Source organism: Paraburkholderia sp. J7 (assembly GCF_905220155.1).
Classification (GTDB): Bacteria; Pseudomonadota; Gammaproteobacteria; order Burkholderiales; family Burkholderiaceae; genus Paraburkholderia.
Genome location: NZ_CAJMYZ010000002.1, coordinates 1 through 25,371, shown reverse-complemented (window position 1 = coordinate 25,371; position 25,371 = coordinate 1). Strand labels below are relative to the sequence as shown.

At 66.0% G+C, this 25,371-nt stretch carries 27 protein-coding genes; 16 read left to right on the top strand and 11 right to left on the bottom strand.

All coding sequences use genetic code 11. The features are described from left to right. Positions 1 to 744 carry an SDR family oxidoreductase gene (locus U5A58_RS03250; protein WP_321960264.1) on the top strand — a complete coding sequence of 248 codons (744 nt, stop codon included), beginning with the start codon at positions 1 to 3 and terminating at the stop codon, positions 742 to 744. Between the two features lie 19 nt (positions 745 to 763). Here U5A58_RS03250 and U5A58_RS03245 read toward each other — a convergent pair whose 3' ends face one another. After that, on the bottom strand, positions 764 to 2,176 hold the full coding sequence (locus tag U5A58_RS03245) for a cytochrome P450 (RefSeq protein ID WP_321960263.1): 1,413 nt from the start codon (positions 2,174 to 2,176) through the stop codon (positions 764 to 766). An 87-nt stretch (positions 2,177 to 2,263) separates the two neighbouring features. Between U5A58_RS03245 and U5A58_RS03240 the strand changes: the two genes are divergently transcribed. Continuing rightward, a complete protein-coding gene (locus U5A58_RS03240; protein WP_321960262.1) occupies positions 2,264 to 3,202 on the top strand; it encodes a helix-turn-helix domain-containing protein in 939 nt (312 codons plus the stop codon). A gap of 19 nt (positions 3,203 to 3,221) precedes the next feature. Here the strand turns inward: U5A58_RS03240 and U5A58_RS03235 are convergent, their stop codons facing one another. Beyond that, a complete protein-coding gene (locus tag U5A58_RS03235) occupies positions 3,222 to 4,205 on the bottom strand; it encodes an aldo/keto reductase (RefSeq protein ID WP_321945573.1) in 984 nt (327 codons plus the stop codon). A gap of 139 nt (positions 4,206 to 4,344) precedes the next feature. Here U5A58_RS03235 and U5A58_RS03230 point away from each other — a divergent pair, with 139 nt between their 5' ends. After that, on the top strand, positions 4,345 to 5,277 hold the full coding sequence (locus U5A58_RS03230) for a LysR family transcriptional regulator (protein ID WP_321960261.1): 933 nt from the start codon (positions 4,345 to 4,347) through the stop codon (positions 5,275 to 5,277). A gap of 113 nt (positions 5,278 to 5,390) precedes the next feature. Next, the gene (locus U5A58_RS03225) at positions 5,391 to 6,740 is read left to right on the top strand and encodes an ATP-binding protein (protein ID WP_321960260.1); all 1,350 of its coding nucleotides are present in this window, start codon (positions 5,391 to 5,393) and stop codon (positions 6,738 to 6,740) included. Positions 6,741 to 6,774: 34 nt separating this feature from the next. Here U5A58_RS03225 and U5A58_RS03220 read toward each other — a convergent pair whose 3' ends face one another. Next, positions 6,775 to 7,140: a cupin domain-containing protein gene (locus tag U5A58_RS03220; protein ID WP_321960259.1), complete on the bottom strand. Its 366-nt coding sequence runs from the start codon at positions 7,138 to 7,140 to the stop codon at positions 6,775 to 6,777. A gap of 371 nt (positions 7,141 to 7,511) precedes the next feature. On the opposite strand from U5A58_RS03220, the gene U5A58_RS03215 reads away from it, so the two are divergent. The 3 genes from U5A58_RS03215 to U5A58_RS03205 are packed head-to-tail and all read left to right on the top strand — an operon-like array spanning position 7,512 to position 8,763. Next, positions 7,512 to 7,895, top strand: a complete 384-nt coding sequence (locus tag U5A58_RS03215) for a GFA family protein (protein WP_321960258.1) — start codon at positions 7,512 to 7,514, stop codon at positions 7,893 to 7,895. Beyond that, a complete protein-coding gene (locus U5A58_RS03210) occupies positions 7,892 to 8,023 on the top strand; it encodes a hypothetical protein (protein ID WP_321907934.1) in 132 nt (43 codons plus the stop codon). The genes U5A58_RS03215 and U5A58_RS03210 overlap by 4 nt, the downstream gene beginning before the upstream one ends. Next, positions 8,020 to 8,763, top strand: a complete 744-nt coding sequence (locus U5A58_RS03205; protein WP_321907932.1) for a response regulator — start codon at positions 8,020 to 8,022, stop codon at positions 8,761 to 8,763. The genes U5A58_RS03210 and U5A58_RS03205 overlap by 4 nt, the downstream gene beginning before the upstream one ends. Positions 8,764 to 8,775: 12 nt before the next feature. On the opposite strand, the gene U5A58_RS03200 is transcribed toward U5A58_RS03205, so the two are convergent. The 5 genes from U5A58_RS03200 to U5A58_RS03180 form a co-directional block, all read right to left on the bottom strand. Continuing rightward, positions 8,776 to 9,696, bottom strand: coding sequence for an alpha/beta hydrolase (locus tag U5A58_RS03200; protein ID WP_321960257.1), 921 nt, complete (start codon positions 9,694 to 9,696; stop codon positions 8,776 to 8,778). Positions 9,697 to 9,773: 77 nt separating this feature from the next. Next, on the bottom strand, positions 9,774 to 10,331 hold the full coding sequence (locus U5A58_RS03195) for a TetR/AcrR family transcriptional regulator (RefSeq protein WP_321960256.1): 558 nt from the start codon (positions 10,329 to 10,331) through the stop codon (positions 9,774 to 9,776). Positions 10,332 to 10,450: 119 nt separating this feature from the next. Then, positions 10,451 to 12,505 (bottom strand): elongation factor G, encoded by a 2,055-nt coding sequence (gene fusA, locus U5A58_RS03190; RefSeq protein WP_321960255.1) that lies wholly within the window; start codon positions 12,503 to 12,505, stop codon positions 10,451 to 10,453. Between the two features lie 185 nt (positions 12,506 to 12,690). Then, positions 12,691 to 13,464 carry a slipin family protein gene (locus U5A58_RS03185; protein ID WP_321912074.1) on the bottom strand — a complete coding sequence of 258 codons (774 nt, stop codon included), beginning with the start codon at positions 13,462 to 13,464 and terminating at the stop codon, positions 12,691 to 12,693. Beyond that, positions 13,461 to 15,014 (bottom strand): nodulation protein NfeD, encoded by a 1,554-nt coding sequence (locus tag U5A58_RS03180; RefSeq protein WP_321960254.1) that lies wholly within the window; start codon positions 15,012 to 15,014, stop codon positions 13,461 to 13,463. Before U5A58_RS03180 ends, U5A58_RS03185 begins: the two co-directional genes overlap by 4 nt. Before the next feature lie 322 nt (positions 15,015 to 15,336). Between U5A58_RS03180 and U5A58_RS03175 the strand changes: the two genes are divergently transcribed. Genes U5A58_RS03175 through U5A58_RS03160 form a run of 4 tightly spaced genes read left to right on the top strand, consistent with a single transcriptional unit; the run spans position 15,337 to position 20,015 of the window. After that, a complete protein-coding gene (locus tag U5A58_RS03175) occupies positions 15,337 to 17,232 on the top strand; it encodes an arylsulfatase (protein WP_415774158.1) in 1,896 nt (631 codons plus the stop codon). A 10-nt stretch (positions 17,233 to 17,242) separates the two neighbouring features. After that, the gene (locus tag U5A58_RS03170) at positions 17,243 to 18,289 is read left to right on the top strand and encodes a formylglycine-generating enzyme family protein (protein ID WP_321960252.1); all 1,047 of its coding nucleotides are present in this window, start codon (positions 17,243 to 17,245) and stop codon (positions 18,287 to 18,289) included. Continuing rightward, positions 18,286 to 19,077: a MetQ/NlpA family lipoprotein gene (locus tag U5A58_RS03165; protein WP_321960251.1), complete on the top strand. Its 792-nt coding sequence runs from the start codon at positions 18,286 to 18,288 to the stop codon at positions 19,075 to 19,077. The genes U5A58_RS03170 and U5A58_RS03165 overlap by 4 nt, the downstream gene beginning before the upstream one ends. Beyond that, positions 19,071 to 20,015 (top strand): YkgJ family cysteine cluster protein, encoded by a 945-nt coding sequence (locus tag U5A58_RS03160; RefSeq protein ID WP_321960250.1) that lies wholly within the window; start codon positions 19,071 to 19,073, stop codon positions 20,013 to 20,015. The genes U5A58_RS03165 and U5A58_RS03160 overlap by 7 nt, the downstream gene beginning before the upstream one ends. Positions 20,016 to 20,097: 82 nt before the next feature. Here the strand turns inward: U5A58_RS03160 and U5A58_RS03155 are convergent, their stop codons facing one another. Further along, positions 20,098 to 20,223, bottom strand: a complete 126-nt coding sequence (locus tag U5A58_RS03155; protein ID WP_321912067.1) for a hypothetical protein — start codon at positions 20,221 to 20,223, stop codon at positions 20,098 to 20,100. Between the two features lie 322 nt (positions 20,224 to 20,545). On the opposite strand from U5A58_RS03155, the gene U5A58_RS03150 reads away from it, so the two are divergent. Then, complete coding sequence (locus U5A58_RS03150) at positions 20,546 to 20,908, top strand: DUF4148 domain-containing protein (protein WP_321960249.1); 363 nt, start codon at positions 20,546 to 20,548, stop codon at positions 20,906 to 20,908. A 235-nt stretch (positions 20,909 to 21,143) separates the two neighbouring features. After that, on the top strand, positions 21,144 to 22,178 hold the full coding sequence (locus U5A58_RS03145; RefSeq protein WP_321960248.1) for a 2-hydroxyacid dehydrogenase: 1,035 nt from the start codon (positions 21,144 to 21,146) through the stop codon (positions 22,176 to 22,178). A gap of 91 nt (positions 22,179 to 22,269) precedes the next feature. On the opposite strand, the gene U5A58_RS03140 is transcribed toward U5A58_RS03145, so the two are convergent. Continuing rightward, on the bottom strand, positions 22,270 to 22,692 hold the full coding sequence (locus U5A58_RS03140) for an organic hydroperoxide resistance protein (RefSeq protein WP_321912061.1): 423 nt from the start codon (positions 22,690 to 22,692) through the stop codon (positions 22,270 to 22,272). 40 nt (positions 22,693 to 22,732) lie between these two features. Continuing rightward, positions 22,733 to 22,981: a DUF4148 domain-containing protein gene (locus U5A58_RS03135; RefSeq protein ID WP_321960247.1), complete on the bottom strand. Its 249-nt coding sequence runs from the start codon at positions 22,979 to 22,981 to the stop codon at positions 22,733 to 22,735. A 408-nt stretch (positions 22,982 to 23,389) separates the two neighbouring features. Between U5A58_RS03135 and U5A58_RS03130 the strand changes: the two genes are divergently transcribed. From U5A58_RS03130 to U5A58_RS03120, 3 genes are all read left to right on the top strand, one after another. Further along, on the top strand, positions 23,390 to 24,433 hold the full coding sequence (locus U5A58_RS03130) for an alpha/beta hydrolase (RefSeq protein WP_321960246.1): 1,044 nt from the start codon (positions 23,390 to 23,392) through the stop codon (positions 24,431 to 24,433). Positions 24,434 to 24,445: 12 nt separating this feature from the next. Then, positions 24,446 to 24,997 (top strand): cytochrome P460 family protein, encoded by a 552-nt coding sequence (locus U5A58_RS03125; protein WP_321960245.1) that lies wholly within the window; start codon positions 24,446 to 24,448, stop codon positions 24,995 to 24,997. Between the two features lie 75 nt (positions 24,998 to 25,072). Further along, positions 25,073 to 25,371 (top strand): GFA family protein (locus tag U5A58_RS03120; protein ID WP_321960244.1); only part of this gene is annotated, 299 nt, incomplete at its 3' end.

Below are 25,371 nucleotides of genomic sequence, written 5' to 3'. Positions count from 1 at the left end.
ATGAAAACCGTCTTGATCACTGGATGCTCGTCCGGTTTCGGCCTCGAAATCGCCCGCTACTTTCTCGACCGCGACTGGAACGTCGTCGCGACGATGCGCACGCCGCGCGAGGACGTGCTGCCGCGGTCGCCGCGCCTGCGCGTGCTCGCGCTCGATGTCACGCAGGCGCAGAGCATACGCGAGGCCGTGGAGGCGGCCGGGCCGATCGACGTGCTCGTCAACAACGCGGGCATCGGCGTGCTGGGCGCGCTCGAAGGCATGTCGATGGAGACCGCGCGCGACGTGTTCGAGACGAATACGCTCGGCACCATCGCGCTCACGCAGGCGGTTCTGCCGCAGTTTCGGCAGCGTAAGGGCGGTGTCGTCGTGAACGTCACGTCGAGCGTGACGCTGCGCGCGTTGCCGCTGCTCGCCGTGTATTCAGCGAGCAAGGCGGCGGTCAACGCGTTCACGGAGTCGCTGGCGCACGAACTCGCGCCGTTCAATGTGCGCGCGTGCGTTGTGCTGCCGGGCCGCGCGCCCGACACGCGCTTCGGCGAGAACGCGCAGCAACGCATGGAGGGCAGCATTCCCGAGCCTTATGTCGAGCTGGGACAGCGCGTGTTCGAACAGTGGGCGCAGTCCACCGCGATCACGCGCTCGCAGGACGTGGCCGAGGCGGTCTGGCGCGCGGCGACCGATGCGGCGGCTCCGGCTCGCATCGTCGCGGGTGCGGATGCGCTGGCGTTGGCCGGGGCGCAGTGATCCCGGCGAAGCGCCAAGGCTAAGCCGGTGCGAGCGCCAGATGCAGTGGCGCCTGCGGCCTTAGCGTCACGTTGAGCGCGGGACGCGGGGCCGCCATGCCGTCCGGCACCGCGAGCGTGTAGCGCTGCAACAGCATCGCCGCGATCACCGTCATCTCGGTCATCGCCAGATGCTGCCCCAGGCACACACGCGGACCCATGCCGAACGGCGACCACGCGCCGCGCTGGGCGGGCGCGGCTTCGCGGGCGAAGCGCTCGGGCTTGAATGCGGACGGGTCGGCGAACCAGCGCGCGTCGTGCTGCATCAACTGCACGGGCAGCATGAACAGCGTGCGCGCCGGAAACCGCCACGCACCGAGTTCCACCTCGCGCAGCGCGCGACGGCTGATTAGCACCGGCGCGGCCGGGTAGAGGCGCAGCGTTTCCTCGAGGGTTTGCGTCACCCACGGCAGCGCGGTGCGGACATCGGCGCCCGGCGCGCGGCCTTGCAGCACCTCGCTCACCTCCGCACGCGCGGCCGCTTGCGCCGATGGGTTCGAGGCCATGCACCATGCCCACCACGTGAGCGTGGCCGCAGTCGTCTCGTGACCCGCGAGAAAGGTGGTCATGCATTCGTCGCGCACCGCCTGGAGCGGCCATGTAGCCGCGTCTTCGCGATGAAGATGCAAGAGACGCGAGAGCAGGTCGTCGGGCCACGCGCTAGCGGAGAGCGCAAGGCGTGCTTGCAGATGCTGCTCGATGAGACCCTTCAGCACGCATATGGCCCGCCGCTTCGCGCGTTTCCAGGGCATCCAGTCGGGTGCGCTGGCGGGCCAATAGAATTCGGCATTGGCGGCTTCGCTCGCCACCCGCACGGCGTCTTCGGCCTCGCGAGCCTGCGCGCCGATTTGCGCGGAGAACATCATCCGCAAGATCACGTCCATGGTCAGCGAGGTCAGCGCGTTTTCCACCGGCCAGCGCGCGTACTGCTGCGGCCACTGCGCGAGCGCGGCCGCCGTTGCCGCCGCCACGCCCGGTACGAAGGCCTGCACGGTCTTCGGCGCGAAGCCGGGTTGCATCGCATGACGTTTGACGCGCCATGCATCGCCTTCGGATGTCAGCACGCTGTGGCCGTGTAGCTGCGCGAATATGCTCGTGCCGCGTTCCCAGCGGACCAGCGCGTCGTGATGCGTGACCAGCAGGTCGCGCGCAAGCTGTGGGTCGGCCACCATGACCGCGTGCTCGGGGAAGGTGCGCACATGCACGACATCGCCGTAGCTGCGCTGCCACTCGCCGAGCGTGCCGAGCAGGTCGCGGGACATGCGGCGCAACAGGCCCCAGCCGGTCAGGCCAGCTGGCGGGCCGGGCGGCCATGCGCCGGTGGGCGGGGGCGAAGGCGGCGTCCCGTCGCGTTTCGCGTGGAACGGACATTGAGCGGTCGATGGCGTTTTCATGCCACGCATTGCACACCAACGGCCGCCGCGCGTCTTGAACGCAAACGACATCGACGCTCTTGCAGCGCTCGCCTATACTGCGCGGTCATGTCCACCGCTACGCCTTCCAGCTCGATTGCTTGCCCCGACCGTTGGGCACGCGGCCCGCGCGTCTTGCGCGGCGCCGAGCGTCCTCACGCGCGGCTCTATCCGCCGCCTGCGGCGTTGGCGGATGCCATTGTGGCCGTGGCCTGCCGCGACACGCGCGGCTTCGACCTGAGCGACGCGCAACGCCTCTCGCATTTCCCGGCCTCGCCGCTCGTGTGCCTCTCGTGGTATCGGGACCTGGATGCCGGGCTCGTGGAATCGACCGCGAACGGGCCGCTGTGGCGGCCCTTCGGCACGGCGATCACGCTCTCGGGCAGCCAGTCGCAGCCCACCACGAGTTGGGCGCCCACCGCGGGCTTCGGCGGCATGGTGTGCTTCAACGCCGACGCAGCGAAGGCCTTGTTCGATCTCGATCTGGCTGCGGTCCACGACCGCTTTCTGTGCGCGCGCGAAACGCTGGGCCGCGAGTGGCTCGCGCTCCTCGACGCGTTGCTTTGCACTGCCGATGATGCGCAGATGCTCGCGGCGCTCGAAACACATCTCGCGCCACGCTGGCAAGCTGTTCGCGGCCAGCGCTCCTCCGTTGCCACGCTGCGCCAGGCGGGCCGCCGCTGGGTGGGGCGTCTTGCCTGGCAGGCGCGCGAATGGGGGCGCACGCATAGCGTGCGGCAGGTGGAGCGGCGCATCAAGGCTTACAGCGGGCGTTCGCTGCGCGAGTGGCACTCGCTCGTGAAGGCCGAGGGCGCGTATTTCGCGGCAACGGAGCGCCTCGCCAACGGTCAGTCCTTCGACTGGGCAGCGTTCGCCCACGACGAAGGCTTCGCGGATCAGGCGCACCTGAGCCGCACGACCCGCCGCATGACCGGCTTCTCGCCCACCGACTTCGCGCAGCGCTATGTCGAGGACGAGTCGTTCTGGATGTACCGGTTGTGGGTATGAGCGGGCCGCGCGCGCGAACCTAGCGGTCCACCCGCTGCTGCATCTGCGCCGGATACCGGTCGCCCACCACCTGGATCGCCTTGAGCGCCGCTTCGATGGCGGCGAGATCGCCTGCGCTCAACTCGAGACTGGCCGCGCCCATGTTCTCGTCGAGCCGCGAAAGCTTCGTGGTGCCAGGAATCGGCACGATCCACGGCTTCTGCGCGAGCAGCCAGGCCAGCGCGATCTGCGCGCGCGTGGCGCCTTTGCCCTCGGCAATGCGGCCCAGCACGTCGACGAGACCGGCATTGGCCTTGCGATTCTCCTCCGAAAAGCGCGGCACAATCGTGCGGAAGTCGCTTTGATCGAATGACGTGCGCTCATCGATCGCGCCGGTCAGAAAGCCCTTGCCGAGCGGGCTGAACGGCACGAAGCCAATGCCCAGCTCCTCCAGGACCGGCATCACCTTGTGCTCCGGCTCGCGCCACCAGAGCGAATATTCGCTTTGCAGCGCGGCTACGGGCTGCACGGCGTGGGCGCGGCGAATGGACTGCTCGCCCGCTTCGGAAAGGCCGAAGTGCTTCACCTTGCCTTCGCGGATCAGATCCTTGACCGTGCCCGCCACGTCTTCCATGGGCACGTTCGGATCGACGCGGTGCTGGTAGAAGAGGTCGATGCGGTCGGTCTTCAGGCGTTTGAGCGACGCTTCGGCCACCGCGCGGATGCGCTCGGGCCGGCTGTCCATGGGCTTTTTCGAGTCGCCGTCCTGAAAGCCGAACTTCGTCGCGATCACCACCTGGTCGCGAATCGGCGCAAGCGCTTCGCCCACGAGCGCTTCGTTGACGAAGGGGCCGTAGACTTCGGCCGTGTCGAAGAACGTGACGCCGCGCTCGAACGCCGTGCGGATCAGGCGGATCGCGTCCGCCTTTTCGGTGGCGGGCCCATAGCCGAAGCTGAGCCCCATGCAGCCGAGGCCCAACGCGGAGACTTCGAGGCCGTTCTTGCCGAGTGTGCGCTTTTGCATGTCTTGCTCCTTGAAAGCGATTGGACGGACGGCCCCCGTGTTCACGCGCGAGCCGCCTTCTACCCGATCGAGTGTAGGTTGCTGCATGCCGCTCAACAATCCCGCTAGACTTGCATGGGGTACTGAGGAAAATTCACAAATGGTGCGCACCGGCTTATCCGAACTGACGGCTTTCGTGACGATCGCCGAGCAACGCAGCTTCAGCGGCGCGGCGCGTGTGCTGGGCGTCTCGCCGTCCGCGCTCAGCCACACCGTGCGCAACCTGGAGGCGAAACTCGGCGTGCGTCTCCTGAACCGCACCACGCGCTCTGTGGCGCTGACCGAGGCGGGGGAGCAGTTGCTCAACCGCGTGCGGCCCGCCATGGCCGATCTCGAAGACGCCGTGAACGACGTCACGTCCGCGAGCAACCGGCCTTCGGGGTCGATCCGCATCAGCGCTTCGGAATCGGGGGCGCGCCCGCTCATTCGACATGTGTTGCCGGCGTTCCTCGCCCGCTATCCGGACATACGCGTGGAGTTCGTGGTCGACTCGCGGCTCGTGGACATCGTGGCCGGCGGATTCGACGCCGGCGTGCGCGTGCTCGAAGACGTGCCGCGCGACATGATCGCCATTCGCTTCACGCAGGACATGCGTTTTGGCGCGGTGGCCTCGCCTGAGTATCTGGCGCAGCATGCGCCGCCGCGCGCGCCGCACGACCTGGAGCAGCACCGCTGCATCCGCTTTCGTTTCGAGAGCGGCGCGCTGTTCCGCTGGGATTTCGCGCACCGCGGCAAGAGCGCCAGCATCGACGTGGACGGGCCGCTCACGCTCGGCAATCTGAACCTGATGGTCGAGGCCGCGCTCGCCGGGGTCGGCGTGGCCTGGGTGCCGGAATCGCTCGTGGCCGAGCATGTGGCCGCCGGCCGGCTCGTCCACTTGCTGCCCGAGTGGGGGCCGGTGTTTTCGGGGCTCTGCCTTTACTATCCGGCCAATCGGCATCCGCCCGCGGCGCTGCGCCTCTTTGCGCAGGCCGTGCGCGAATGGGCCGACCCGGCCGATGCCGCGCCGCAGCGCAAGCCGCAAACGCGCTGAAATGAACCGGCCTGCAATGTATTGTGTCCTGCCCCGGCGCCGATACAGTGAGATACAAAGCCGCGCGCGGCATGCGGTATAAACCCATCATTCCCTGCATACGGAGTCCGAACATGCAAGCCGCTGGTTTTGCGGGCGGGGCGGCAATGAGCGCGCTGCACTGGCCGCGCACGCTGTTCGCGCGCCTCGCCCTGATCCTTTGCGTCGGCCTCGCGCTCGCGCAGTTGCTGTCGTTCAAGCTCACGATGACCGAGCGTAACGACGCCACCGCGAACATGATGACCAATTACATCTCGCGTGAAGTCGCCATCTCCGTGGCGCTGCTCGACCATCTGCCCGCGGCCGAACGCGCGGCGTGGCTGCCGCAGCTCGCGCGGCGCACCTATAGCTTCATTCTCGGCCCCGGGACGCCTGGCGAGGCGCCCGACGCGAGCCGCTCGAAGATCGTGGCGTCGGCCATTGCAGCGGGCATCGCCGACAAGTACGCGCTCACGACCAATTCGGTGCCCGGCGACGGCGAACGTCTGCAGATCCATCTGCGGCTTTCCGACGGCTCGCCGCTCACCATCGATTACCGCCCGGGCGCCGCGCTGCCCTTGTCGGGCTGGCTGCCGGCCGTGCTCGTCGCCCAGCTCGTCGTGCTGGCGGCATGCTGCTGGTTCGCGGTGCGCACGGCCACGCGGCCGCTGCACGAACTCGCCCGCGTGGCCGATGCACTGGGTCCGGACCTGAAGGCGGAGCGCCTGGAGGAAGAAGGGCCATCCGAAGTGGCGCGCGCGGCGCGCGCGTTCAACGCCATGCAGGAGCGCATCTCGGCGCACGTGGCCGAGCGCATGCAGATACTCGCGGCCATCTCCCACGATCTGCAGACGCCGATCACGCGCATGCGCCTGCGTGTGGACCAGATGGACGACAACACGCAAGCGGACAAGCTCGCGCAGGACCTGCACGAAATGGAGCAACTCGTGAAGGAGGGCGTGGCCTACGCGCGTACGCTGCACGGCACCGGTGAAGCGCCCGCCCGCGTCGATCTCGACGCGCTGCTAGACAGCCTCGTGTGCGACTACGTGGATGCGGGCTCGCCCGTGACCTTCGAGCGGCGTTTGAACGTGGCGATCGTCACGCGCGTGCAGGCGCTGCGCCGCATCGTCGGCAATCTCGTGGATAACGCGTTGAAGTACGGCAGCACGGCGGCCATTGAAGTGAGCGCGTCGCCGCGCGACAAGACTGTCACGATCTCGGTGCTCGACAGCGGCCCCGGTATTCCCGAAGAAGCGCTCGAAAAGGTGTTCGAGCCGTTCTACCGGCTCGAAACCTCGCGCAACCGGGGCACGGGCGGCACGGGTCTCGGCCTTGCGATCTCGCGCCAGCTTGCCGTGGCGATGGGCGCGCAGCTTACGCTGCGCAACCGGCCCGAAGGCGGGCTGGAAGGACGGCTCGTGCTCGGCGGCGCGGATGCGTGAAAGGCGGCGCGCCACGAGCGCGCGCCCATGTCGCTCACGCAAGCGGAATGAACACGTTGAACTGGCCTTCCTCGGGGTGGCGCGAGCGATGGCCCTTGCCCACGGTGTCTTCGCACAGCACGACCGTGCCCGGCTCGCAGTGGCGCGTGTCGCCGTCGCTCGTTTCGAACTCGACCCAGCCGGAAATCCAGATCACGAACTGACGAACCGGCGTGGTGTGCCAGTCCGCCTCCTTGAGACCGGCCGGCACCCAGCCAAAACGCACCGCCTTCGCCTGCTCCCATGTCGAAAGATAAATGGGCGGGATGTTGGGAAAGAGCTCCAGCGGCGTGAGCGGGATATCGATGTCCTCGAAATGGGACTCACCCTGGGCGTCGGCGTAGATTCGCAGACATTTCATGGAGACCTCCTGGAGCCGTTCTATGAGTTTCGCTCGCTACAGCAAACGCGCATAAACAATGCCGGTTTGTTGCTCGACCGGCAGCGGTCATTGCCGGTCGTTTCAGGTCATGTCGGGTCGATGGGCGGCGCGCCGGATACGCGCTAGCGCACATTGTGGTCCCGAATCGGGTGGCGCGGTTGCGGGTTGTACGCGCCGTGTCGCGCGTTGTGCACTGCGATGTGCGCTGCTTGTTGCACTGCGCTTTGAACTAATTTGCGAGCGCATTGCAATGTGTTGTGTCTGGCGGCGCGGTGGATACGGTGTGATACCGCGCCTCGCGCGCGCTGCGTTATCAATCAGCCAACGAAATCAATCGAGCGGAGGGCAATATGGGCACGTCGACCGGTACGACTCGCTGGACGGGGTCCTGTCATTGCGGTGCAGTAAAGTTCGAAGTCCACACGGCCATCGAGCCGGCGGGGCGCTGCAACTGCAGCCTGTGCCGCCGCAAGGGCGCGCTGATGAGCCCGATGTTCGAGGCTCGCGAACTGACGATTCTCGCGGGCGAAGACGCGCTCACGCTGTACCAGTTCAATACGCGCGTGGCGAAGCACTATTTCTGCAAGCACTGCGGCATTTATCCGTTTCACCAGACGCGAAGGGACCCGGCGCGCTGGCGCGTCAATCTCGGCTGCCTGGAAGGCGTGGACGTCTACGCGCTCGAAGCGTCGGTTGCCGACGGTGCGAGCCTTTCGGTCATGGAGGACGCATGAAACGCCTGTTCGCGATCCTGTTCTTCGCAGCGAGCGGCCTGGCTGCGGAGATTGCCCATCCGGTGTACTGTTCGTGCATCGCGGAAACCCGTTCACGCCTCGCGCGCAAGGAGAAAAAGAACCCATGACGGAAAAGATCGATCACGTCCTGATCGTCGATGACGATCGCGGCATACGTGAACTGGTCGGGGCGTACCTCGAAAAGAACGGCATGCGCGTGTCGCTGGCCGCGAACGGGCGCGAGATGCGCACGGTGCTCGAGAGCGGCGCGCCCGACCTGATCGTGCTCGACCTCATGATGCCCGGCGACGACGGCCTCGTGCTGTGCCGCGAGCTGCGCGCGGGCAAGTTCCGCGCCGTGCCCGTGGTGATGCTCACCGCGCGCAATGAGGAGACGGATCGCATTGTCGGCCTCGAAATGGGCGCCGACGACTATCTGCCCAAGCCCTTTGCCGTGCGCGAACTGTTCGCGCGCATCCGCTCGGTGCTGCGCCGCACACGCATGCTGCCGCCGGGTATGGAAGTGAGCGAATCGGCGCAACTGCTCGCGTTCGGCGACTGGCGGCTCGATACCACGGCGCGCCATCTGCTCGACGCCGAAGGCACGATCGTCGCGCTTAGCGGCGCGGAATACCGGCTGCTGCGCGTGTTCCTCGACCACCCGCAGCGCGTGCTCACGCGCGACCAGCTGCTGAGCCTCACGCAAGGCCGCCAGGCCGATGCGTTCGACCGCTCGATCGACCTGCTCGTGAGCCGGCTGCGCCAGCGCCTGCGCGACGAGGCGCGTGAGCCGCGTTACATCAAGACGCTGCGCAGCGAGGGGTATGTGTTTTCCTCGGCGGTGACCACGGTCGAGGCGCCGGAGTAAGGACGGTGAGCGTCAGGGTTGAGCGAAGAAACGCAGCAGCGCTTCGGCAACCGCTGCGGGCTGTTCCTCCGGCAAGAAGTGGCCGCAGTGGGCGATCGTCGCGCCTTGCACCTCATCGGCGTAATCGCGCAGCGGACTCGCCATATCCGCAATCGAGCCCTGATCGGCGCTCAGCGCGAGAACGGGCATCCGCAATTTGCCTCGCTTGCTCAACTCGCGGTTCTGGCGCGCCGAAATATGGGCCGCGCGGTAGTAGGCCAGTCCCGCGCGCAATCCGCCTTCTTTTGTGAACACGCGCAAATATTCGTCGATATCGGCCTCCGTGAAGGTGTGCGGATTGGCCGTCTTGCGGCGCAGAAACCAGTCCAGGTACGCGCGCTCCTTGCCCGCTATCAGCAACTCCGGCAGATCGGCAACTGCATGGAAGGCGAAGTGCCAGGTGCGCCACGCGCGCTCGGGCGCAACGGGCAGCGCATCCGGCAGTGTGACCCCGGGGATGCCGGCGTCGAGCAATGCGAGCTTCGACACTTCGTCGCCGAATAGGGCCGAGTAAGGATAAGCGACCCATGCGCCGACGTCGTGGGCGGCGAGATGGTAGCGGCGCGCTTCCAGCTTGCCGAGCAACGAATGCAGGGCAGTGGCGAGCGATTGTGTGTCGTAGCCGTCTTGCGGCCGGTCCGAGTCGCCCTGACCGGGCAGGTCGGGGACGATCACGCAGTAATTTTGCGCGAGGAGCGGCATGACCTTGCGCCACGCGAACCAGCTTTCTGGGTAGCCGGCCAGCAGCACCACGGTCTCGCCTTCCTCTTTTCCGCCGATGACGTAGTGCAGGCGCGTGCCTTCAACGGTTTCGAAGCGATGCGCGAAGCCGGGGAGGATGGGGTCGGGCAGCGAGGCCGAACCGTGGTCGATCATGCGGGAGGGCGTGCTCATGACGTGAAGCTCCTGTGGTTGCAGAAAAACGCAGACATAAATTGGAAATAATCATTTCCAAATTGGCCAAAAAAATTTCAACGCAGCAAACGCATGGCTTCTTCAGCCGCGGCTAGCATCTCGCGCTGTGTGCGACCGGATTTGCCGATCAAACGAAAGCCGTGGAGCAGGGCGAGCAAGGTGCGCGCCATGGCCGGGACATGAATTTCCGGTGCAACGGAGCCGTCTTTCTGGCCTTGCTGGAGGAGTTCGCGCAGCATCTCTTCGGTGCGCCGCATGGCGGCTTCGATGCGCGTGGCGATTTCGTCGTCGAAGGTGGCGAGCGCCGTGGCGCTTGAAACGACGAGACACCCGCGCCGGCCCTCGCTGCCATGGGACGATTCGGCGTAGAAAACGAAGAGGACGCGGATCTTTTCGCTTGCTTTGGACTGCTTGTCGAGGCGATGGCGCAACTCGACGTGGCGCGTGGTGACGTAGTGGTCGAACGCGGCGAGGAAAACGCCGCGCTTGTCGCCGAAGGCTTTGTAGAGGCTGCCTGCGGTCAAGCCCGTTGCTTCGCTGAGATCGCCGACTGAAGTGGCGTGGTAGCCGCGCTCGCGAAACACGCGCACGGCGCCGTTCACGACGGTGTCCATGTCGAATTCGCGCGGGCGGCCTGGGCTGCGGGCCACGGAGTGGGATGAGTGCTCGGATGCCATGAGGGTGATTATAGGAAATGTTCATTTCCTAATCAACTGCCTCATTCAAGACACCCTCACTCCACACTCTCCCCCCGCCCCTTGTGCTGTGCCGCGAGCTTTTCCTGATGCGTCGGCGGCACCGGATCATAGTGGCTCAGCTGAATGCTGTAATTCCCATGCCCGCCCGCGAGCGAATTCAGCCGCGATTGATAGTCGTTAAGTTCGGCCAGCGGCACCTTCCCCGCAATGACCATGGCTTGCCCGCCCATCGTGCGCGTGCCGTGCACCTGCCCGCGCCGCGAGGAAAGATCGCCGATGATGTCTCCCATCGCGGCCTCGGGCGTCATGACCTCGATATCGACAATCGGTTCGAGCACGATAGGCTGCGCCTTCAAGACCGCATCGATAAACGCCTTGCGCCCCGCGGTAACGAACGCGACTTCCTTCGAATCGACCGGATGATGCTTGCCGTCATACACGATCACGCGCACGTCCTGCATGGGAAAACCGGCGAGCGGCCCGCTGTCGATCACCTGCAAGATGCCTTTTTCCACCGCTGGCATGAATTGCGAAGGAATCGCGCCGCCTTTCACCGCATCCACGAATTCGAAGCCCGCACCGCGCGGCAAGGGCTCGACACGCAACATCACTTCGCCGAACTGGCCCGCGCCGCCGGTCTGCTTCTTGTGGCGGCAATGTCCCTCGGCTTTGCCGCCTATCGTCTCGCGCCATGCGATCGTAGGCGGACGTGTCACGACGTCGAGTTTGTACTGATCGGTTAGCCGCTCCAGCATGTAGCGCAAATGCAGTTCGCCGAGCCCACGTACAACGGTCTCGTTGGTGCCCTCGGGGTGATCGATCTGCAGGCAAGGATCTTCCGCCGCGAGCTTTTGCAGCACTTCCCACACGCGCTGCTCGTTGCCAGGCCTCGCCGGTTCGATAGCGAGACCGTAGATCGGATTCGGAAACGCGGGTGGCGTGAGGTGGATGTTGCCGTCTTCGGGGGCGTCGTGCAGTACGGCGTCGAAGCCGATATCGTCGGCCTTCGCCACGGCGCAGATATTGCCGGGCCCCGCGCGTTGGACCTCCGTGTGCTCCTTGCCCTGCAGCATGAGCAAATGCGCCACCTTGAACGGCTGCCGCGCGTTGCCGATATACAGCTGGCTGTCGCGCGTTACCGTGCCCTGATGAATGCGAAATACGGCCACCTTGCCGATATACGGGTCCATTACGATCTTGAACACATGCGCGAGCACGTGTTTATCGGCGTCCGGTTCGGCGCGCACGGGCTCCTTGCCTTCCTTGCCGTCCACCTCTCGATAAAACAGCGGCGGATTGCCTTCGGTGACATTGGGCAAGAGCTTCACGAACACGTCGAGCAGCTGCGCGATGCCCGCGCCCGTCGCCGTAGAGGTGAAGCACACCGGCACGAGATGCCCTTCGCGCAACGCGCGTTCGAACGGCGCGTGCAGCTGCTCGGGGCTGATGGCTTCGCCCTGTTCGAGGTACAGCTCCATCAGCTCGGGATCGAGTTCGATCACCTGGTCGATGAGCGCATTGTGCGCGGCTTCCACCGAATAGAAATCGGCCTCGCCCGCGGGGTTGAAAAAACAGTCCACCACTTCACGACCGCCTTGTGCAGGCAGATTGATCGGCAAACACGTCTTGCCGAAGGTCTCCTGTATCTGCGCAAGCAGTCCAGGTAAATCGACCTTCTCCGCGTCGATGCCGTTCACGATGATCATCCGGCACAGCTTGCGTTGCTGCGCGTACGCCATCATGCGCGTCGTCGTCATTTCGATGCCGGTACGCGCGTTGACGACGATGGCCGCCGTTTCCACCGCGGGCAGCGCGCTCATCGACATGCCGGCGAAGTCGGGGTAGCCGGGCGTGTCGAGTAGGTAGATGCGCGTGTCTTCGTGTTCGAAGTGGGCGATGGCGGAGTTGAGGGAGTGGTGATATTTGCGTTCGAGGGGATCGAAATCGCAGAGGGCGGTGCCGCGATTCACGCTGCCTGGCGCGTGCAGCGCGCCGCCCTGGTGCAGGAGCGCTTCGGCAAGCGAGGTCTTGCCGCAGCCGGCATGGCCGACCAGAGCGATCGTGCGGATGGCTTCGGGACTGTAATCCATGGCCGCCGTCGTCCGTTAGTGGATGTTCGGCAATTATTGGCGATATTTCCGCGCTCTGCCAATCCCAAGCGCAAAAGAAGCGTGCACGAACGCGCGCAGCGCGCCGGCCGGCTATTTTCGCTGCGCTGCAATATTCAGGTGAACTGGAGAAGGCGCTGGATGCCTGAGCTGAGGGGACGGATCACTCAAGGTCCGCGCGGCGGCCCGGCTCGGTCGATCAGCGCGTTGAGCAACTCGATCGGCAGCGGGAAGACGATGGTGGAGTTCTTGTCGGCGGCGATCGTGGTAAGCGTCTGCAGATACCGCAGTTGCATGGCCTGCGGCTGCTGCGCGAGACATTGCGCGGCTTGCAGCAATTTTTCGGACGCCTGCAGTTCGCCTTCCGCGTGAATGACCTTTGCGCGGCGCTCGCGTTCAGCTTCGGCCTGGCGCGCGATCGCGCGGATCATCGTTTCGTTGAGGTCGACGTGCTTGATCTCGACGTTCGACACCTTGATGCCCCACGCGTCCGTTTGCGCATCGAGCACTTTCTGGATGTCCGCGTTCAGTTGCTCGCGCTCGGCGAGCAGGGCGTCGAGTTCGTGTTTGCCGAGCACGGCGCGCAGCGTGGTTTGCGCGAGCTGGCTCGTCGCCTCGACGTAGCGCGCGACCTGAATCACGGCCTTTTCCGGGTCCACCACGCGAAAATAGACCACGGCGTTCACCTTCACCGAAACATTGTCGCGCGTGATGACGTCTTGCGAAGGCACGTCGAACACTACGGTGCGCAGGTCGATACGCACGGCCACCTGCACGACGGGAATGATGAGCACGAGGCCCGGCCCCTTGACCTTCCAGAAGCGTCCGAGCATGAACACGACGCCGCGTTCGTACTCCTTGAAGATGCGGATGGACGATAACGCGATCAGCACCACGAGCGCGATCAGTAGACCTGTGAAGCCGAACGTGAAGCCGATCATGAACGTTCTCCCTCGTTTTGTGCCTTGTCGTGTGCGTTGTCGTGCGCGCCGTGCAGCGGGGTGACGGTGAGCGTGAGACCGCTGCGCGAGCTCACGCGCACGCGGCTGCCGGCGGCGAGCGGCGTGGCGCAGGCCACGCGCCAGCGCTCGCCGTGCACGCGCGCCCAGCCCGTGGACAATGCCGCGTGGCCGGGCCGCGATTCGGGATGCAAACCCTCGTCGATCACTTCGCCAACGGCGCCCACCATGGCCTCCGCGCCGGTCACGACGGGGCGCCGCCGCGCGCGCAGGGCCACGCTGGACACGGTGGCGACGAACGCCGCGCCGCCGAGTGCCAGGCCCGCAACGAGCGGCAAGGGGATGCCGTAGCCGGGCGCGCTGGTGTCCATCAGCATGAGCGCGCCGATGGCGAACGCCACGATGCCGCCAAAGCCCAGCACGCCAAATGTCGGCAAAAAAGCCTCCGCGATGAGGCACGCAAGCCCGAGCATCACGAGCCCGAGGCCTGCGTAGTTCACGGGCAGCAGTTGCATGGCGAACAGACCCACGAGCAGGCAGATTGCCCCGGCCACGCCGGGCAGCACGAAGCCAGGGTTGGCGAACTCGAAGAAGAGCCCATACACGCCGATGGTCAGCAGAATCAGCGCGACATTCGGGTCGGCGATGATCGCAAGGAAGCGGTTGCGCCAGTCCGGCGCGACGGCTTCCAGCGGTGCGTGCGCGGTGGCGAGGCGCAGCGTCCCCGCCGTGGTCGTGACGGTGCGGCCGTCGAGCTGGCGCGCGAGATCGGCGGGGTCCTGCGCGATCAGGTCGATCACGTGCTGGTCGCGCGCTTCTTCGTCGGAGAGGCTCACGGCCTCGCGCACCGCGCGCTCGCCCCACGCCGCGTTGCGTCCGCGCAGTTGCGCGAGGCCGCGAATGTAGGCGGCGGAATCGTGCATGACCTTGCGGGCTTCCGTCGAGGCGTTGTCGTCGGCGCGCGGGGTCGAGGCGCCGGAGGCGGCTTCCGGAAAGCCTGCCGGGCCACCCATGGGCCCACCCGCTGGGCCACCGCCGCCGCCCACGCCAAGCTGCACCGGTGAAGCCGCGCCGAGATTGGTGCCCGGCGCCATGGCCGCGAAATGGCTTGCGTAGACGATATAGGTGCCCGCGCTCGCGGCGCGTGCGCCGCCGGGCGCGACGAATGCCGCGACCGGCACCGGGGAGGCCAGGATTGCCTTGATGATCTGCCGCATCGAGGTGTCGAGGCCGCCGGGCGTATCCAGTTCGAGGATCGCAAGCGGCGCGCGCTCGCTCGCGGCGCGCTCCAGCGAACGGACGATGAAATCGGCGCTGGCCGGCCCGATCGCACCGTTCACGGTCATCACCACGACGGGCGGACTGGCTGCAGCGAAGGCCGCCGGCAAAGCGATCCCAGCCGCCAGAGCGGCCCACGCGAGCAGCAAGGCGACGAACACAACGGCGCGAGCAAGCCGCGCCGTGAGCGGATGGTGCGGGTGAGCAGGCGGCGCGTCGTGCACCGCGACATGCGAGGGGCGATGATCGCGCATCGGGCGTCCGGAGCATGGCGCACGCTGGCGCAGGTTCCGGTTCACAGATGGGGCAAGAGCCGATACCTCAAGATTAGGCGCTTTCCGCGCAAAGCGCGAACCGGCCCGAATGGCCGGAATGCATGGTCGGCATGAACGGCCGCAACACGCGCCGAACGTTGCGCCGCACACTTATTCCACCGCTCCGAAAGCAATGGAGGAATCGAGATTTGGCGCACCGGGCTTCGTGGCTAACATTGCACTCCCTTACAAGCAGCGCACGAGAACAATGAGAAAAGCTCACCGGTCGACGCAAGTTCCCCGTATCCGCATCGCATGCGCCATGGTCGCCAGCGTCGTCGCGCTGGCCTCGTGCGGCGGCACGAACAGCAGCGGCTCGCCGGTGGCGAGCGCCGCCGTCACGCACAAGCAGCCCAACATCCTCTACATCATGGCGGACGATCTGGGCTACTCGGACATTCATGCGTTCGGCGGCGAGATCAACACGCCCAACCTCGACGCGCTCGTGCAGTCGGGCCGCATTCTCACGAACCATCACGCGGGCACGGTGTGCGCGATCACGCGCTCCATGCTGATTTCGGGCACCGACCATCACCTCGTGGGCGAGGGCACCATGGGCGTGCCTACCGACGAGCGGCGCGGCCTGCCCGGCTATGAAGGCTATCTCAACGACCGCGCCCTTTCGGTTGCGCAACTGCTCAAGGACGCCGGGTATCACACTTATATGGCGGGCAAGTGGCATCTCGGCTCCGGTATCGTTGGGAGTGCTACGGGTAGCGGGCAAACCCCCGACCAATGGGGCTTCGAGCACAGCTACGCGCTGCTGGGCGGCGCCGCGACCAATCACTTCGCGCACGAACTCGCAGGCTCGAAGAACTACACCGAAGACGGCCAGTACGTGCAGCCCGGTCAACCGGGCCAGCCCGGCGGCGCGGGCGGCAGTCCGGCCGTGTTCTATTCCACGAACTTCTACACGCAGAAGCTCATCGCGTACATCGACTCGAACAAGGGCGACGGCAAGCCGTTCTTCGCCTACGCGGCCTATACGTCGCCGCATTGGCCGCTCCAGGTGCCGGACCCGTGGCTGCACAAATACGCGGGCGTGTACGACGCAGGCTACGACGCAATCCGCAACGCGCGCATTGCGCGGCAAAAAGCGCTCGGCCTGATTCCCGCCGACTTCACGCCGTTCGAAGGCTTGCCCGAAACGTTCACGCGCTCGCCCGCCACGGCCAACAACGGCACGGCTAACGCGAAGTACATCAGCGCCGTGCATCCGGCGTCGGATGGGTACGTCGATTACGGCCAGGGCAACGTCGACAAGGCGTGGGCCAGCCTTTCCGCGGACGAGCGCAAGGCGCAGGCGCGCTACATGGAGATCTACGCGGGCATGGTCGAGAATCTCGACTACAACATCGGACTCCTGATCCAGCATTTGAAGGACATCGGCGAATACGACAATACGTTCATCATGTTCCAGTCCGACAACGGCGCGGAAGGCTGGCCGATCGACTCGGGCGCCGACCCCACCGCCACCGATACGGCGAACGCCCAGGAGCCCGTGTATTCGTCGCTCGGGACCGACAACGGTTTGCAGAATGCGAAGCGCCTGCAGTATGGGCTGCGCTGGGCCGAAGTGAGCGCCACGCCGCTGCGGCTCACGAAGGGGTATTCGGCGGAGGGCGGCGTGTCGGTGCCGGCCATCGTTCATTTGCCGGGGCAGGCTACGCAGTTGCCGTCGCTCAGCATTTTCACGCACGTTACCGACGACACGGCCACCTTCCTCGACGTGGCCGGCGTGACGCCGCCGAGCCAGCCCGCGCCCGCGCTCATCAATGCGCTCACGGGCGTGGACCAGAACAAGGGCAAGGTGGTCTACAACAACCGCTATGTGTATCCGGTAACCGGAAAGTCATTGCTCACGCAACTGAATGGCAAGACGACTGCGGAAGCCCACACGGAAGCGTTCGGCGACGAAGCCTATGGCCGTGCGTATCTGCGCAGCGCGGATGGCCGCTGGAAGGCCTTGTGGACGGAGCCGCCGCTCGGACCCACGGACGGCCACTGGCAGCTCTATGACCTCACGAAGGACCGCGGCGAAACCACGGATGTTTCGACGCAGAATCCCTCGGTGATCCAGAGCCTCGTGAACCAGTGGAACACGTATATGAGCAACGTGGGCGGTGTCGAACCGTTGCGTCCGCAAGGTTATTACTAAGGGCGCGGCCATGCGGTATCGACTGACACTCGCGACGCTGGCCGTGACGGTGTTCGCTGTGGCGTTCGCGGCATCTAGCGCCTCGACACTCACGTCGTCCGGCGACGGCTTCGATTCGCTCAACCGCGGCCGCCCGCTCGCGCCGCTCGGCAACGAGCGTCAGTGCGAGCGCTATTCGGGTCTGCCTGACAACTGGGGCGGCGATCGCAAGGCGGGCATGGTGCATCTTCGAGGCGGTTCGTTCGTGCTCGGCAGCACGGCGGGCTACCCGGACGAGCGTCCCGCGCCCGGCGGCGGCAAGACGCGCGTGGCGGGCTTCTGGATCGACCAGACCGACGTGACGGTGGCGCAGTTCGCCGCGTTCGTCGAAGCCACGCACTACGTGAGCGAAGCGGAGCAGCAGGGCGGCGCGGCAGTGTTTCGCGTGCCCACGGCCGAGCAGATGAACGCGCGCGATCTCGCCTGGTGGTCGTGGGTGCCGGGCGCGTCGTGGCGGCATCCGCAAGGGCCGGGCAGCGACGTGGAGGGCCGGGGCAACCTGCCCGTCACGCTCGTGACGCTGCGCGACGCGCTCGCATACGCGCACTGGCTGGGCCGCGATTTGCCGACGGAAGCCGAGTGGGAATACGCCGGCAAGGCGGGCCGCGACGGCGCGGACCTCGACACCGCGCCCACCGACGCCAACGGCAAGCCCACGGCGAACTACTGGCAAGGCGTATTTCCGGTGCTCAACACCGCCGAGGACGGCCATGCCGGCCTCGCTCCCGTGGGCTGCTACGCGGCCAATGCGTTTCGCCTCTACGACATGATCGGCAATGCCTGGGAATGGACGCGCGATGCGTACACGGGCCCGCACCAGTCGCACACGAATGGCGACACGGCAGCGGTCGCGCCGGCGGGGCGGCGTCACGACACGCTCATGGTCATCAAGGGCGGCTCGTTCCTGTGCGCGCGCGACTATTGCGTGCGCTATCGGGCGTCGTCGCGGGAACAGCAGGAGGCCGATCTCGCGGCTTCGCATATTGGCTTTCGCACGATTTTGAGGGACGCGTCATGAGCGCAAGACGCTGGCCGCTGGCCGCGTGGGTGCTTGGCGCGGCGCTGAGCGGCATGGCCCACGCGGCGCCTGATCCCGTTCGCGTGGGTGTGACGCGCGGCACGCACGCCGAGATCATGGGCGAGGTCCAACGCACGGCAGCGGCGCGCGGCCTGGCGCTCGACGTCGTCGTGTTCGACGACGCCGCGAAGATCGACGGCGCGCTGGCGGCGGGCCGTATCGACGCGGCGAGCTTCGAGGACGAAGCGGACCTGGCCGCCGCGCGCCGCGTGCATCGCTACGCGATCGCGGCCATTGCGCCCACGGTCGCGCTGCCGATGGCGCTGTATTCGCGCAAACTGCCGAACCTCAGCCAACTGCGCCCCGGCTCGACAATCGCGATTCCCGACGACGCGCGCGGCATGGGCCGCGCGCTGATCCTGCTGCAGAACTACACATTGGTGACGCTGCGCGAAAGCGCCGGGTTGCACGCCACGACGGCGGATATCACGGGCAACCGGCTAAAACTCAAGATCGTCCGCGTGCCGCACGCACGCCTTGCGCATGCGCTCGACACGGCGGCCTTCGTGGCGATGGAAGACGACGACGCGGCGCGCGCCGGGCTGCAGCCGGCGCGCGACAGCATCGGCATTGAAGACGCGCGCTCGCCTTACACCGACGTGCTCGCCGTGCGCGACGCGGACCGGACGCAGCCCTGGGCGCGCGAACTGGTGGACGCGTACCACTCGAATGAGGTCGCGCATTTCATCCTCACGCGTTACCAGGACTCGGTGCGGCGGCCATGGTAGGTCACGATACGGTGCACGGCATGGAGCACTACGCGCTCGCGTGCACGGCGTGCGGGAAGTGCTGCAACAGCCCGCCGTCGATGTCGCTGGCGGAACTGCTGCGGCATGGGGAGCGCTTTGTCGGGTGCCTTGCGATCGGGCGTCAGCCGGTGCGCCGCGCGGGCGAGCACCGGCTTGCCGCCGCCGACGCCGTGGCGATCGACGAACTCTCGCAGACGCTTTTTCACCGCAGCGCGGCATTCGGCAGCGACTGGATCGCGCTGACGCTGCAGGGCTACGACTATCCGTCGCTTGGCCGCTGCCCAGCGCTGGCCGGCGACGGGCGCTGCACGCTGCACGAAAACGGCAAGCCCGCAATGTGCGCAGCGGTGCCGCTCGATCCGTTATTGCCGGATCGTCTGCAAACGCGGGTGCTGGAAGGAAGGCGCGAAAGTGCGCAATGGCTCGGTGCGGATTGCATCCGCACGACGGCGACGGCGGGCGCCGCGCCGCTGGTGCTCAAGGGGAAGGTGGCGGATGCCGAGGCGCTCGCGCGCTTTCGCGGCGCGCTCGTATTCGAGCGCGGCGTTTGGCGCGACGCTGTGTTCGCCTCGCTCCACGAGGCAGCCGCGGACCTGCGCGGCGCGCTGGCCCGGCTTGGCGCGGGCGGGCATCTCACGGTTTCGCTCGGCCCGGCGCTCATGGCGGCGGCGCGTGTGTCGGCGCGCTGCCGCGAGCTTTGCGTCGCGTATATCGACAACCAGGTCGCGCTGATCGAGCGCACCGTGGAAGCGGCGCTAGCCCGGCGGCGTCTGGACGACCGGCCGGTTACGCGTGAACTGCGCGGCTTTGCGCAGGCCTACGCCGGCGCTCGCGAACTTCTGGTGGCGCCAGGATGGCGGCCCGATGCGGCGCGCGCGGATGCCCCCGAAATCGAGGCATGGCTGGGCGCCGCATAAACCCGACCGCGCAGTGCGGTCGCGTGTTGCTACTCGTCCCCCGTGTGCACGGGCAGGGACGCTTGCTGCAGTCAGGCGCGCATTAGTACCAGCGGCGCTGAGCTTCTGCGAGCAGTTCGCAGTATTCGAGGTGACGGTCCAGCGCTTCGGCGCCCAGACGACGCAGTGCAGCCAAGGCTTGAGCCAGCTTTTCGACGATTGCACCCATGATTTCCTCTTTGCTAGGGTTAGTTCCTAAGGGATAACCCTTATTATAGAGATCTCGGGACAGAATGCAAGGCTCGAGGGCGCTAAGTGTGCAGTGCAGCAACACTTTTGATTCGCCCCTTATTGACGTGTTAGCGGGCGGCGCGCGGGCGGCTGGGCGCCTTCTTGTATCGCACTGTGTCTGGCTGCCCGTGGGACATGCGCGCTTGCAAAAACGGGCGCGCACGCAAACAAGCCAGATACATCGCGGCGTTCAAATGTCTCCTACGCAAGGTTGATACACAACAGTGCGCAACCACCCAGCCAACGTCAGGAGAAACACCATGAAGCTCGCCCAATCGCTCGCCGCCGCCGCTCTTGCTGCCCTCGTCGCCGTTCCCGCGCTCTCGTTCGCACAGTCGAGCCAGCCGATCACCCGCGCCGAAGTGAAGGCCGAACTCGTGCAACTCCAGAAGGCAGGCTACAACCCCGCCAGCGACGACACGCAGTACCCCGCGAACCTGCAAGCCGCGCTCTCGCGCGTGAGTGCAGAGAACGGCGCAGCGGCGTCGGCATTCGGTGGGGCGGTTGAAGGCGGCTCCGCAGCAGGCAGCCGCACGCACACTCGCGCCGTATCAAAGGTCTCCGGTGCGAATGCGGCGGACCAGGATGTCGTGGGCCTCGAACCGATCTACGCTCACTCGTAATGCGCGCGGCACCATGCCGCGAAGTTCGCCGCACTTCGGCAAGCTTCGCGGCTTTGCCGCGTCCATGCCTCGCCCGCCTGTTGCCGCTTCTTCCCGATCGCTCGCCTTCCTGCTGATACCATGTGCCAGCGTGCCCACGCGGCACGCGCGAACGTTACGCGTTCGAGTTCAAGACGCATCCCCGCGCGTCAACGCGCAATGCGCGCCTACCCCCCGAAGCTCGCACGAGGTCAACATGCCGGGAACCCAACTCCCCACTTCCGCTCGCCCACGCATGATCCTGTTCAGCGCGCGCCAGTACGACGTCGATACGTTTGCCGAGGCGAACGCCGCTTTCCAGTATGAGTTGCACTTCCAGGAATCGCACCTCGACGCCGAGACCGCCGTGCTCGCCGACGGCTACGACGTGGTGTGTCCGTTCGTGAACGACACGGTCGACGCCGCCACGCTCGAGCGCCTTCATCAGGGCGGCACGCGGCTCGTGGCGCTGCGCTCGGCGGGCTTCAATCACGTCGATCTTGCGGCGGCGCAGCGTCTGGGCATCACCGTTGCGAGAGTGCCCGCGTATTCGCCGCATGCGGTGGCCGAGCATGCCGTCGGGCTGATCCTCGCGCTGAACCGCAAGCTGCCGCGCGCCGTGTCGCGCACGCGCGAAGGCGACTTCTCGCTCGCGGGGCTGCTCGGTTTCGACCTGCATGGGAAGACGGCCGGCGTGGTCGGCACGGGCATTATTGGCCGGTGTTTTGCGCGCATCATGGCGGGCTTCGGCATGCAGGTGCTCGCCCATGACCCGGGCACGCCGGCCGCCGACCTGCTCGCGCTCGGCGTGCGCTACGTGCCGCTCGACACGCTGCTTGCGCAGTCGGACGTGGTGAGCCTGCATTGCCCGCTCGTTCCCGCCACGCGTCATTTGATCGATCGCCACGCGCTCGCGAAGATGAAGCGCGGCGCCATGCTCATCAACACCGGGCGCGGCGGCCTCGTGGAAAGCAGCGCGCTCGTGGATGCGCTCAAGAGCGGCCAGCTCGGACATCTCGGCCTCGACGTGTACGAGGAAGAAGGCGGCCTGTTCTTCGAGGACCATTCGGATGCGCCGCTGCAGGACGACGTGCTCGCGCGTCTCTTGATGTTTCCGAACGTGATCGTCACTTCGCACCAGGCGTTCTTCACGCGCGAGGCGATGAGCGAGATTGCGCAAACGACGCTGCGCAACGTGCAAGCCTGGCGCAACGGCTCGCCGGCCAATCTCGTGGATGCGCGGCACGGCTAAAGCGCAACGCACACAGCAACACGCAAAAGCAAAGCGGGGCGCGCACAAGGCGCCCCGCTTTTTGCTTTCTACGCTTTCTACCGCTACGCGATCACGCCTCGACGACTGCGAGCGTAACGTCGATGTTGCCGCGCGTCGCCTTCGAATACGGGCAGATCTGATGGGCCGTTTCGACGATGCGCTGCGCCAGTTCGCGATCGACGCCCGGCAGCGTCACGTTCAGGCGGCCGCGCAGCTTGAAGGCGTCGTCGGCGTTGATGAGGTCGATCTCGGCGTCGACCGCCACGTCGCGCGGCAGCGTCGTGCCGAGCTTCGTGGCGGCGCGGCCCATCGCGCCGATGAAGCACGCCGACCAGCCCGCCGCGAACATCTGCTCCGGGTTCGTGCCCGGCGCGCTCGAACCGGGCGGCGAAAGCTTCACGTCCAGACGTCCGTCTTCGCTGCGGGCTGCGCCGTCGCGGCCGCCGGTGGTGTGGGTCTTGCCGGTGTACAGCACTTTTTCTGCCTGAGTCATGGTGTGTATCTCCTGAAATTGGCTTCGTGATGGCAATGATTTAGCTGCCGCGATACAGCTGCTGGATTGCGGCGAGCTGGCCGTCGTGCTGCGCCTGGATCAGTTCCTGGCGAACCTGTGCACGCGTGACCTTCGCGTTCGCCGCATTGCTGGCGGGCGTCCATGCCTGGCTTTGCGCAACCGTGGATTGTGCTGCGCTCGACTGAGCGGGCATGGCGGCGAACACCGGCGTGGCGGCGAGGACTGCGGCGCTGGCGGCAAAGGCGAGGGCGAGCTTCGATGCGTTCATGACTTTCTCCTGGGATGGGTTGGGAAATCCGTCCGGTCATCAGCAAGTTCCGGCGTTGATGCATTACAACCGCCGGACGTATCTGCCGTGTTTCATGAACGCCGCGTTTTGCAAGGGTATGTATCTCGTCCAGGCGCTTATACATTGCGATACAAACCCGTCGTTCGTTCAACCTCGCGCTCGCCGCGACCGGTCGCGCCACGCCGACATTTTTTGATTCGTTGTGTGTCCACGCTCGCAACAGACACATTGGGATACATGGCGCTTTTCCTGCTCGGATATAAATTCACCGGGGCGTTTTGCCTGCCGCCGCGAGCGCGATCGACCGATCTGCTGCCGTGGGCTTAATCAACGAGGCCAAGCCGTTCGGGCGCGGCCTGCATGCATGCACATCAAGGAGAAGTGGTCATGTCAGATCCCGTCAACGTCCGTCGCCGTCGTCTTCTCGGCACGTCGCTTGCCGGCCTCACGCTCGCGGACTTCGCATTCGGCGGTCTCGCGCACGCACAGTCGGCTGGCGGTACGGAAGGCAACACGCGCACGGGCAACGGCGTGTCGTTCGGCCCGATCAAGCAGATCAACGCGGGCCTGCTCAATGTGGGCTACGCCGAAGCGGGACCGAAGAACGGCCCGGTGGTGATCCTGCTGCACGGCTGGCCGTACGACATCCATAGCTATGTCGAGGTCGCGCCGATGCTGGCCGCTTCGGGCTATCGCGTGATCGTGCCTTATCTGCGCGGCTACGGCAGCACGCGCATTGTCTCTGACGACACGCCGCGCAACGGCCAGCAGGCCGTCACCGCTGTCGATCTCGTTGCGTTCATGGATGCCCTGAAGATCGATCAGGCCATTCTGGGCGGCTACGACTGGGGCGCGCGCACGGCGAACATCGTCGCGGCGCTGTGGCCAGAGCGCGTGAAGGGTCTCGTCTCGGTCAGCGGCTATCTGATCGGCAGCCAGGAGGCGAACCGCAAGCCGCTGCCGCCGCAAGCCGAGCTGCAGTGGTGGTACCAGTTCTACTTCTCGACCGAGCGTGGCGCGCAGGGCTATGCCTCGAATCGCGACGCGTTCAACAAGTTGATCTGGCAACTTGCCTCGCCGAAGTGGAACTTCGACGACGCGACCTACGAGCGCAGTGCAGCGTCGTTCGAGAATCCCGACCACGTGGCTATCGTGATCTCCAACTACCGCTGGCGCCTCGGGCTCGCGCAGGGCGAAGCGAAGTACGACAGCCTCGAGCAGCGTCTCGCCGCCGCACCGGCCATTACCGTGCCGACCATCACGCTCGAAGGCGACGCCAACGGCGCGCCGCATCCTGCGCCGGCCGCCTATGCGAAGAAGTTCACGGGCAAGTACCTGCACCGCACGATCGACGGCGGCATTGGCCACAATCTTCCGCAGGAAGCGCCCAAGGAGTTCGCGCAGGCCATTCTGCAAGTCACGCATCTGTGATCGGGGGCCGCGATGCAAATACGTTTTTTCAGGCGTCGCGCGCTCCTCGCGGGCGCGCTGCTCGCGAGTCTGACGCAAGGTCACGCCGCATGGGCGCAGCAAGGCGCGAAAGCGCAGCCGCAAGCACAATCGCAGGCGCCGGGCCAGGCGGCTTCGCCGATCTACGGCGTGACGATTCCACCCGGCTACCGCAAGTGGGTAATGATCGCGCCGGCGGAGGAGGCCGCGCCGCTCGACGAACTGCGCGTGGTGCTCGGCAATCCGGTGGCGATCAAGGCCATCGAGAATGCGACGCTGCCGTATCCCGACGGCACGATCCTCGTGAAGCTTGCGTACAAGCGTAAGCAGTCCGATGATTTCGCAACCGCCACGGTGCCGGGCCAGCCCACGACCGTGCAGGTCATGGTGAAGGACTCGCGCCGCTATGCGTCCACGGGCGGCTGGGGGTACGGGCGTTTCGTGAACGGCGTGCCCGCCGACCTGGCGCAGCATCAAACCTGTTTTGCGTGCCACGCTTCGAAGGTGAAGGATCGCGACTACGTGTTCACGCGCTTTGCGCCTTGATGGAATGCAGGGGCGCTAGCCGCGCGTTCGGTGACATAATCCGCAATTGTCGCCAAACCGATCGGGAGCGCCCTCATGCAGCGGACATACCGTGGAAGTTGCCATTGCCAGTCGATAAAGTTCGAAGCCCTGATCGATTTCAGCAAGGGCACGGGAAAGTGCAACTGCAGCTACTGTGGAAAACTCCGGCTCTGGCTGGTGCAGGTCCGCCCGGAAGACTTTGTTCTACTTTCCGGCGCAAGCGAACTCACGCACTACGAAGGGAAAAACCCGGTCGCCCATCATCCGTTTTGCAAACACTGCGGTGTGCACGTATTCGACCGCATCGACATGCCCAACGGCACGGGCTATTCGTACATCAACGTGAATATCAT

What these genes read in the sequence shown, in the direction of transcription:
- U5A58_RS03250 (WP_321960264.1), top strand. Translation starts at nt 1, where the DNA reads ATGAAAACCGTCTTGATCACTGGATGCTCGTCCGGTTTCGGCCTCGAA.
- U5A58_RS03245 (WP_321960263.1), bottom strand. Translation starts at nt 2,176, where the DNA reads ATGAAAACGCCATCGACCGCTCAATGTCCGTTCCACGCGAAACGCGAC.
- U5A58_RS03240 (WP_321960262.1), top strand. Translation starts at nt 2,264, where the DNA reads ATGTCCACCGCTACGCCTTCCAGCTCGATTGCTTGCCCCGACCGTTGG.
- U5A58_RS03235 (WP_321945573.1), bottom strand. Translation starts at nt 4,205, where the DNA reads ATGCAAAAGCGCACACTCGGCAAGAACGGCCTCGAAGTCTCCGCGTTG.
- U5A58_RS03230 (WP_321960261.1), top strand. Translation starts at nt 4,345, where the DNA reads ATGGTGCGCACCGGCTTATCCGAACTGACGGCTTTCGTGACGATCGCC.
- U5A58_RS03225 (WP_321960260.1), top strand. Translation starts at nt 5,391, where the DNA reads ATGCAAGCCGCTGGTTTTGCGGGCGGGGCGGCAATGAGCGCGCTGCAC.
- U5A58_RS03220 (WP_321960259.1), bottom strand. Translation starts at nt 7,140, where the DNA reads ATGAAATGTCTGCGAATCTACGCCGACGCCCAGGGTGAGTCCCATTTC.
- U5A58_RS03215 (WP_321960258.1), top strand. Translation starts at nt 7,512, where the DNA reads ATGGGCACGTCGACCGGTACGACTCGCTGGACGGGGTCCTGTCATTGC.
- U5A58_RS03210 (WP_321907934.1), top strand. Translation starts at nt 7,892, where the DNA reads ATGAAACGCCTGTTCGCGATCCTGTTCTTCGCAGCGAGCGGCCTGGCT.
- U5A58_RS03205 (WP_321907932.1), top strand. Translation starts at nt 8,020, where the DNA reads ATGACGGAAAAGATCGATCACGTCCTGATCGTCGATGACGATCGCGGC.
- U5A58_RS03200 (WP_321960257.1), bottom strand. Translation starts at nt 9,696, where the DNA reads ATGAGCACGCCCTCCCGCATGATCGACCACGGTTCGGCCTCGCTGCCC.
- U5A58_RS03195 (WP_321960256.1), bottom strand. Translation starts at nt 10,331, where the DNA reads ATGGACACCGTCGTGAACGGCGCCGTGCGCGTGTTTCGCGAGCGCGGC.
- fusA (WP_321960255.1), bottom strand. Translation starts at nt 12,505, where the DNA reads ATGGATTACAGTCCCGAAGCCATCCGCACGATCGCTCTGGTCGGCCAT.
- U5A58_RS03185 (WP_321912074.1), bottom strand. Translation starts at nt 13,464, where the DNA reads ATGATCGGCTTCACGTTCGGCTTCACAGGTCTACTGATCGCGCTCGTG.
- U5A58_RS03180 (WP_321960254.1), bottom strand. Translation starts at nt 15,014, where the DNA reads ATGCGCGATCATCGCCCCTCGCATGTCGCGGTGCACGACGCGCCGCCT.
- U5A58_RS03175 (WP_415774158.1), top strand. Translation starts at nt 15,337, where the DNA reads ATGGTCGCCAGCGTCGTCGCGCTGGCCTCGTGCGGCGGCACGAACAGC.
- U5A58_RS03170 (WP_321960252.1), top strand. Translation starts at nt 17,243, where the DNA reads ATGCGGTATCGACTGACACTCGCGACGCTGGCCGTGACGGTGTTCGCT.
- U5A58_RS03165 (WP_321960251.1), top strand. Translation starts at nt 18,286, where the DNA reads ATGAGCGCAAGACGCTGGCCGCTGGCCGCGTGGGTGCTTGGCGCGGCG.
- U5A58_RS03160 (WP_321960250.1), top strand. Translation starts at nt 19,071, where the DNA reads ATGGTAGGTCACGATACGGTGCACGGCATGGAGCACTACGCGCTCGCG.
- U5A58_RS03155 (WP_321912067.1), bottom strand. Translation starts at nt 20,223, where the DNA reads ATGGGTGCAATCGTCGAAAAGCTGGCTCAAGCCTTGGCTGCACTGCGT.
- U5A58_RS03150 (WP_321960249.1), top strand. Translation starts at nt 20,546, where the DNA reads ATGAAGCTCGCCCAATCGCTCGCCGCCGCCGCTCTTGCTGCCCTCGTC.
- U5A58_RS03145 (WP_321960248.1), top strand. Translation starts at nt 21,144, where the DNA reads ATGCCGGGAACCCAACTCCCCACTTCCGCTCGCCCACGCATGATCCTG.
- U5A58_RS03140 (WP_321912061.1), bottom strand. Translation starts at nt 22,692, where the DNA reads ATGACTCAGGCAGAAAAAGTGCTGTACACCGGCAAGACCCACACCACC.
- U5A58_RS03135 (WP_321960247.1), bottom strand. Translation starts at nt 22,981, where the DNA reads ATGAACGCATCGAAGCTCGCCCTCGCCTTTGCCGCCAGCGCCGCAGTC.
- U5A58_RS03130 (WP_321960246.1), top strand. Translation starts at nt 23,390, where the DNA reads ATGTCAGATCCCGTCAACGTCCGTCGCCGTCGTCTTCTCGGCACGTCG.
- U5A58_RS03125 (WP_321960245.1), top strand. Translation starts at nt 24,446, where the DNA reads ATGCAAATACGTTTTTTCAGGCGTCGCGCGCTCCTCGCGGGCGCGCTG.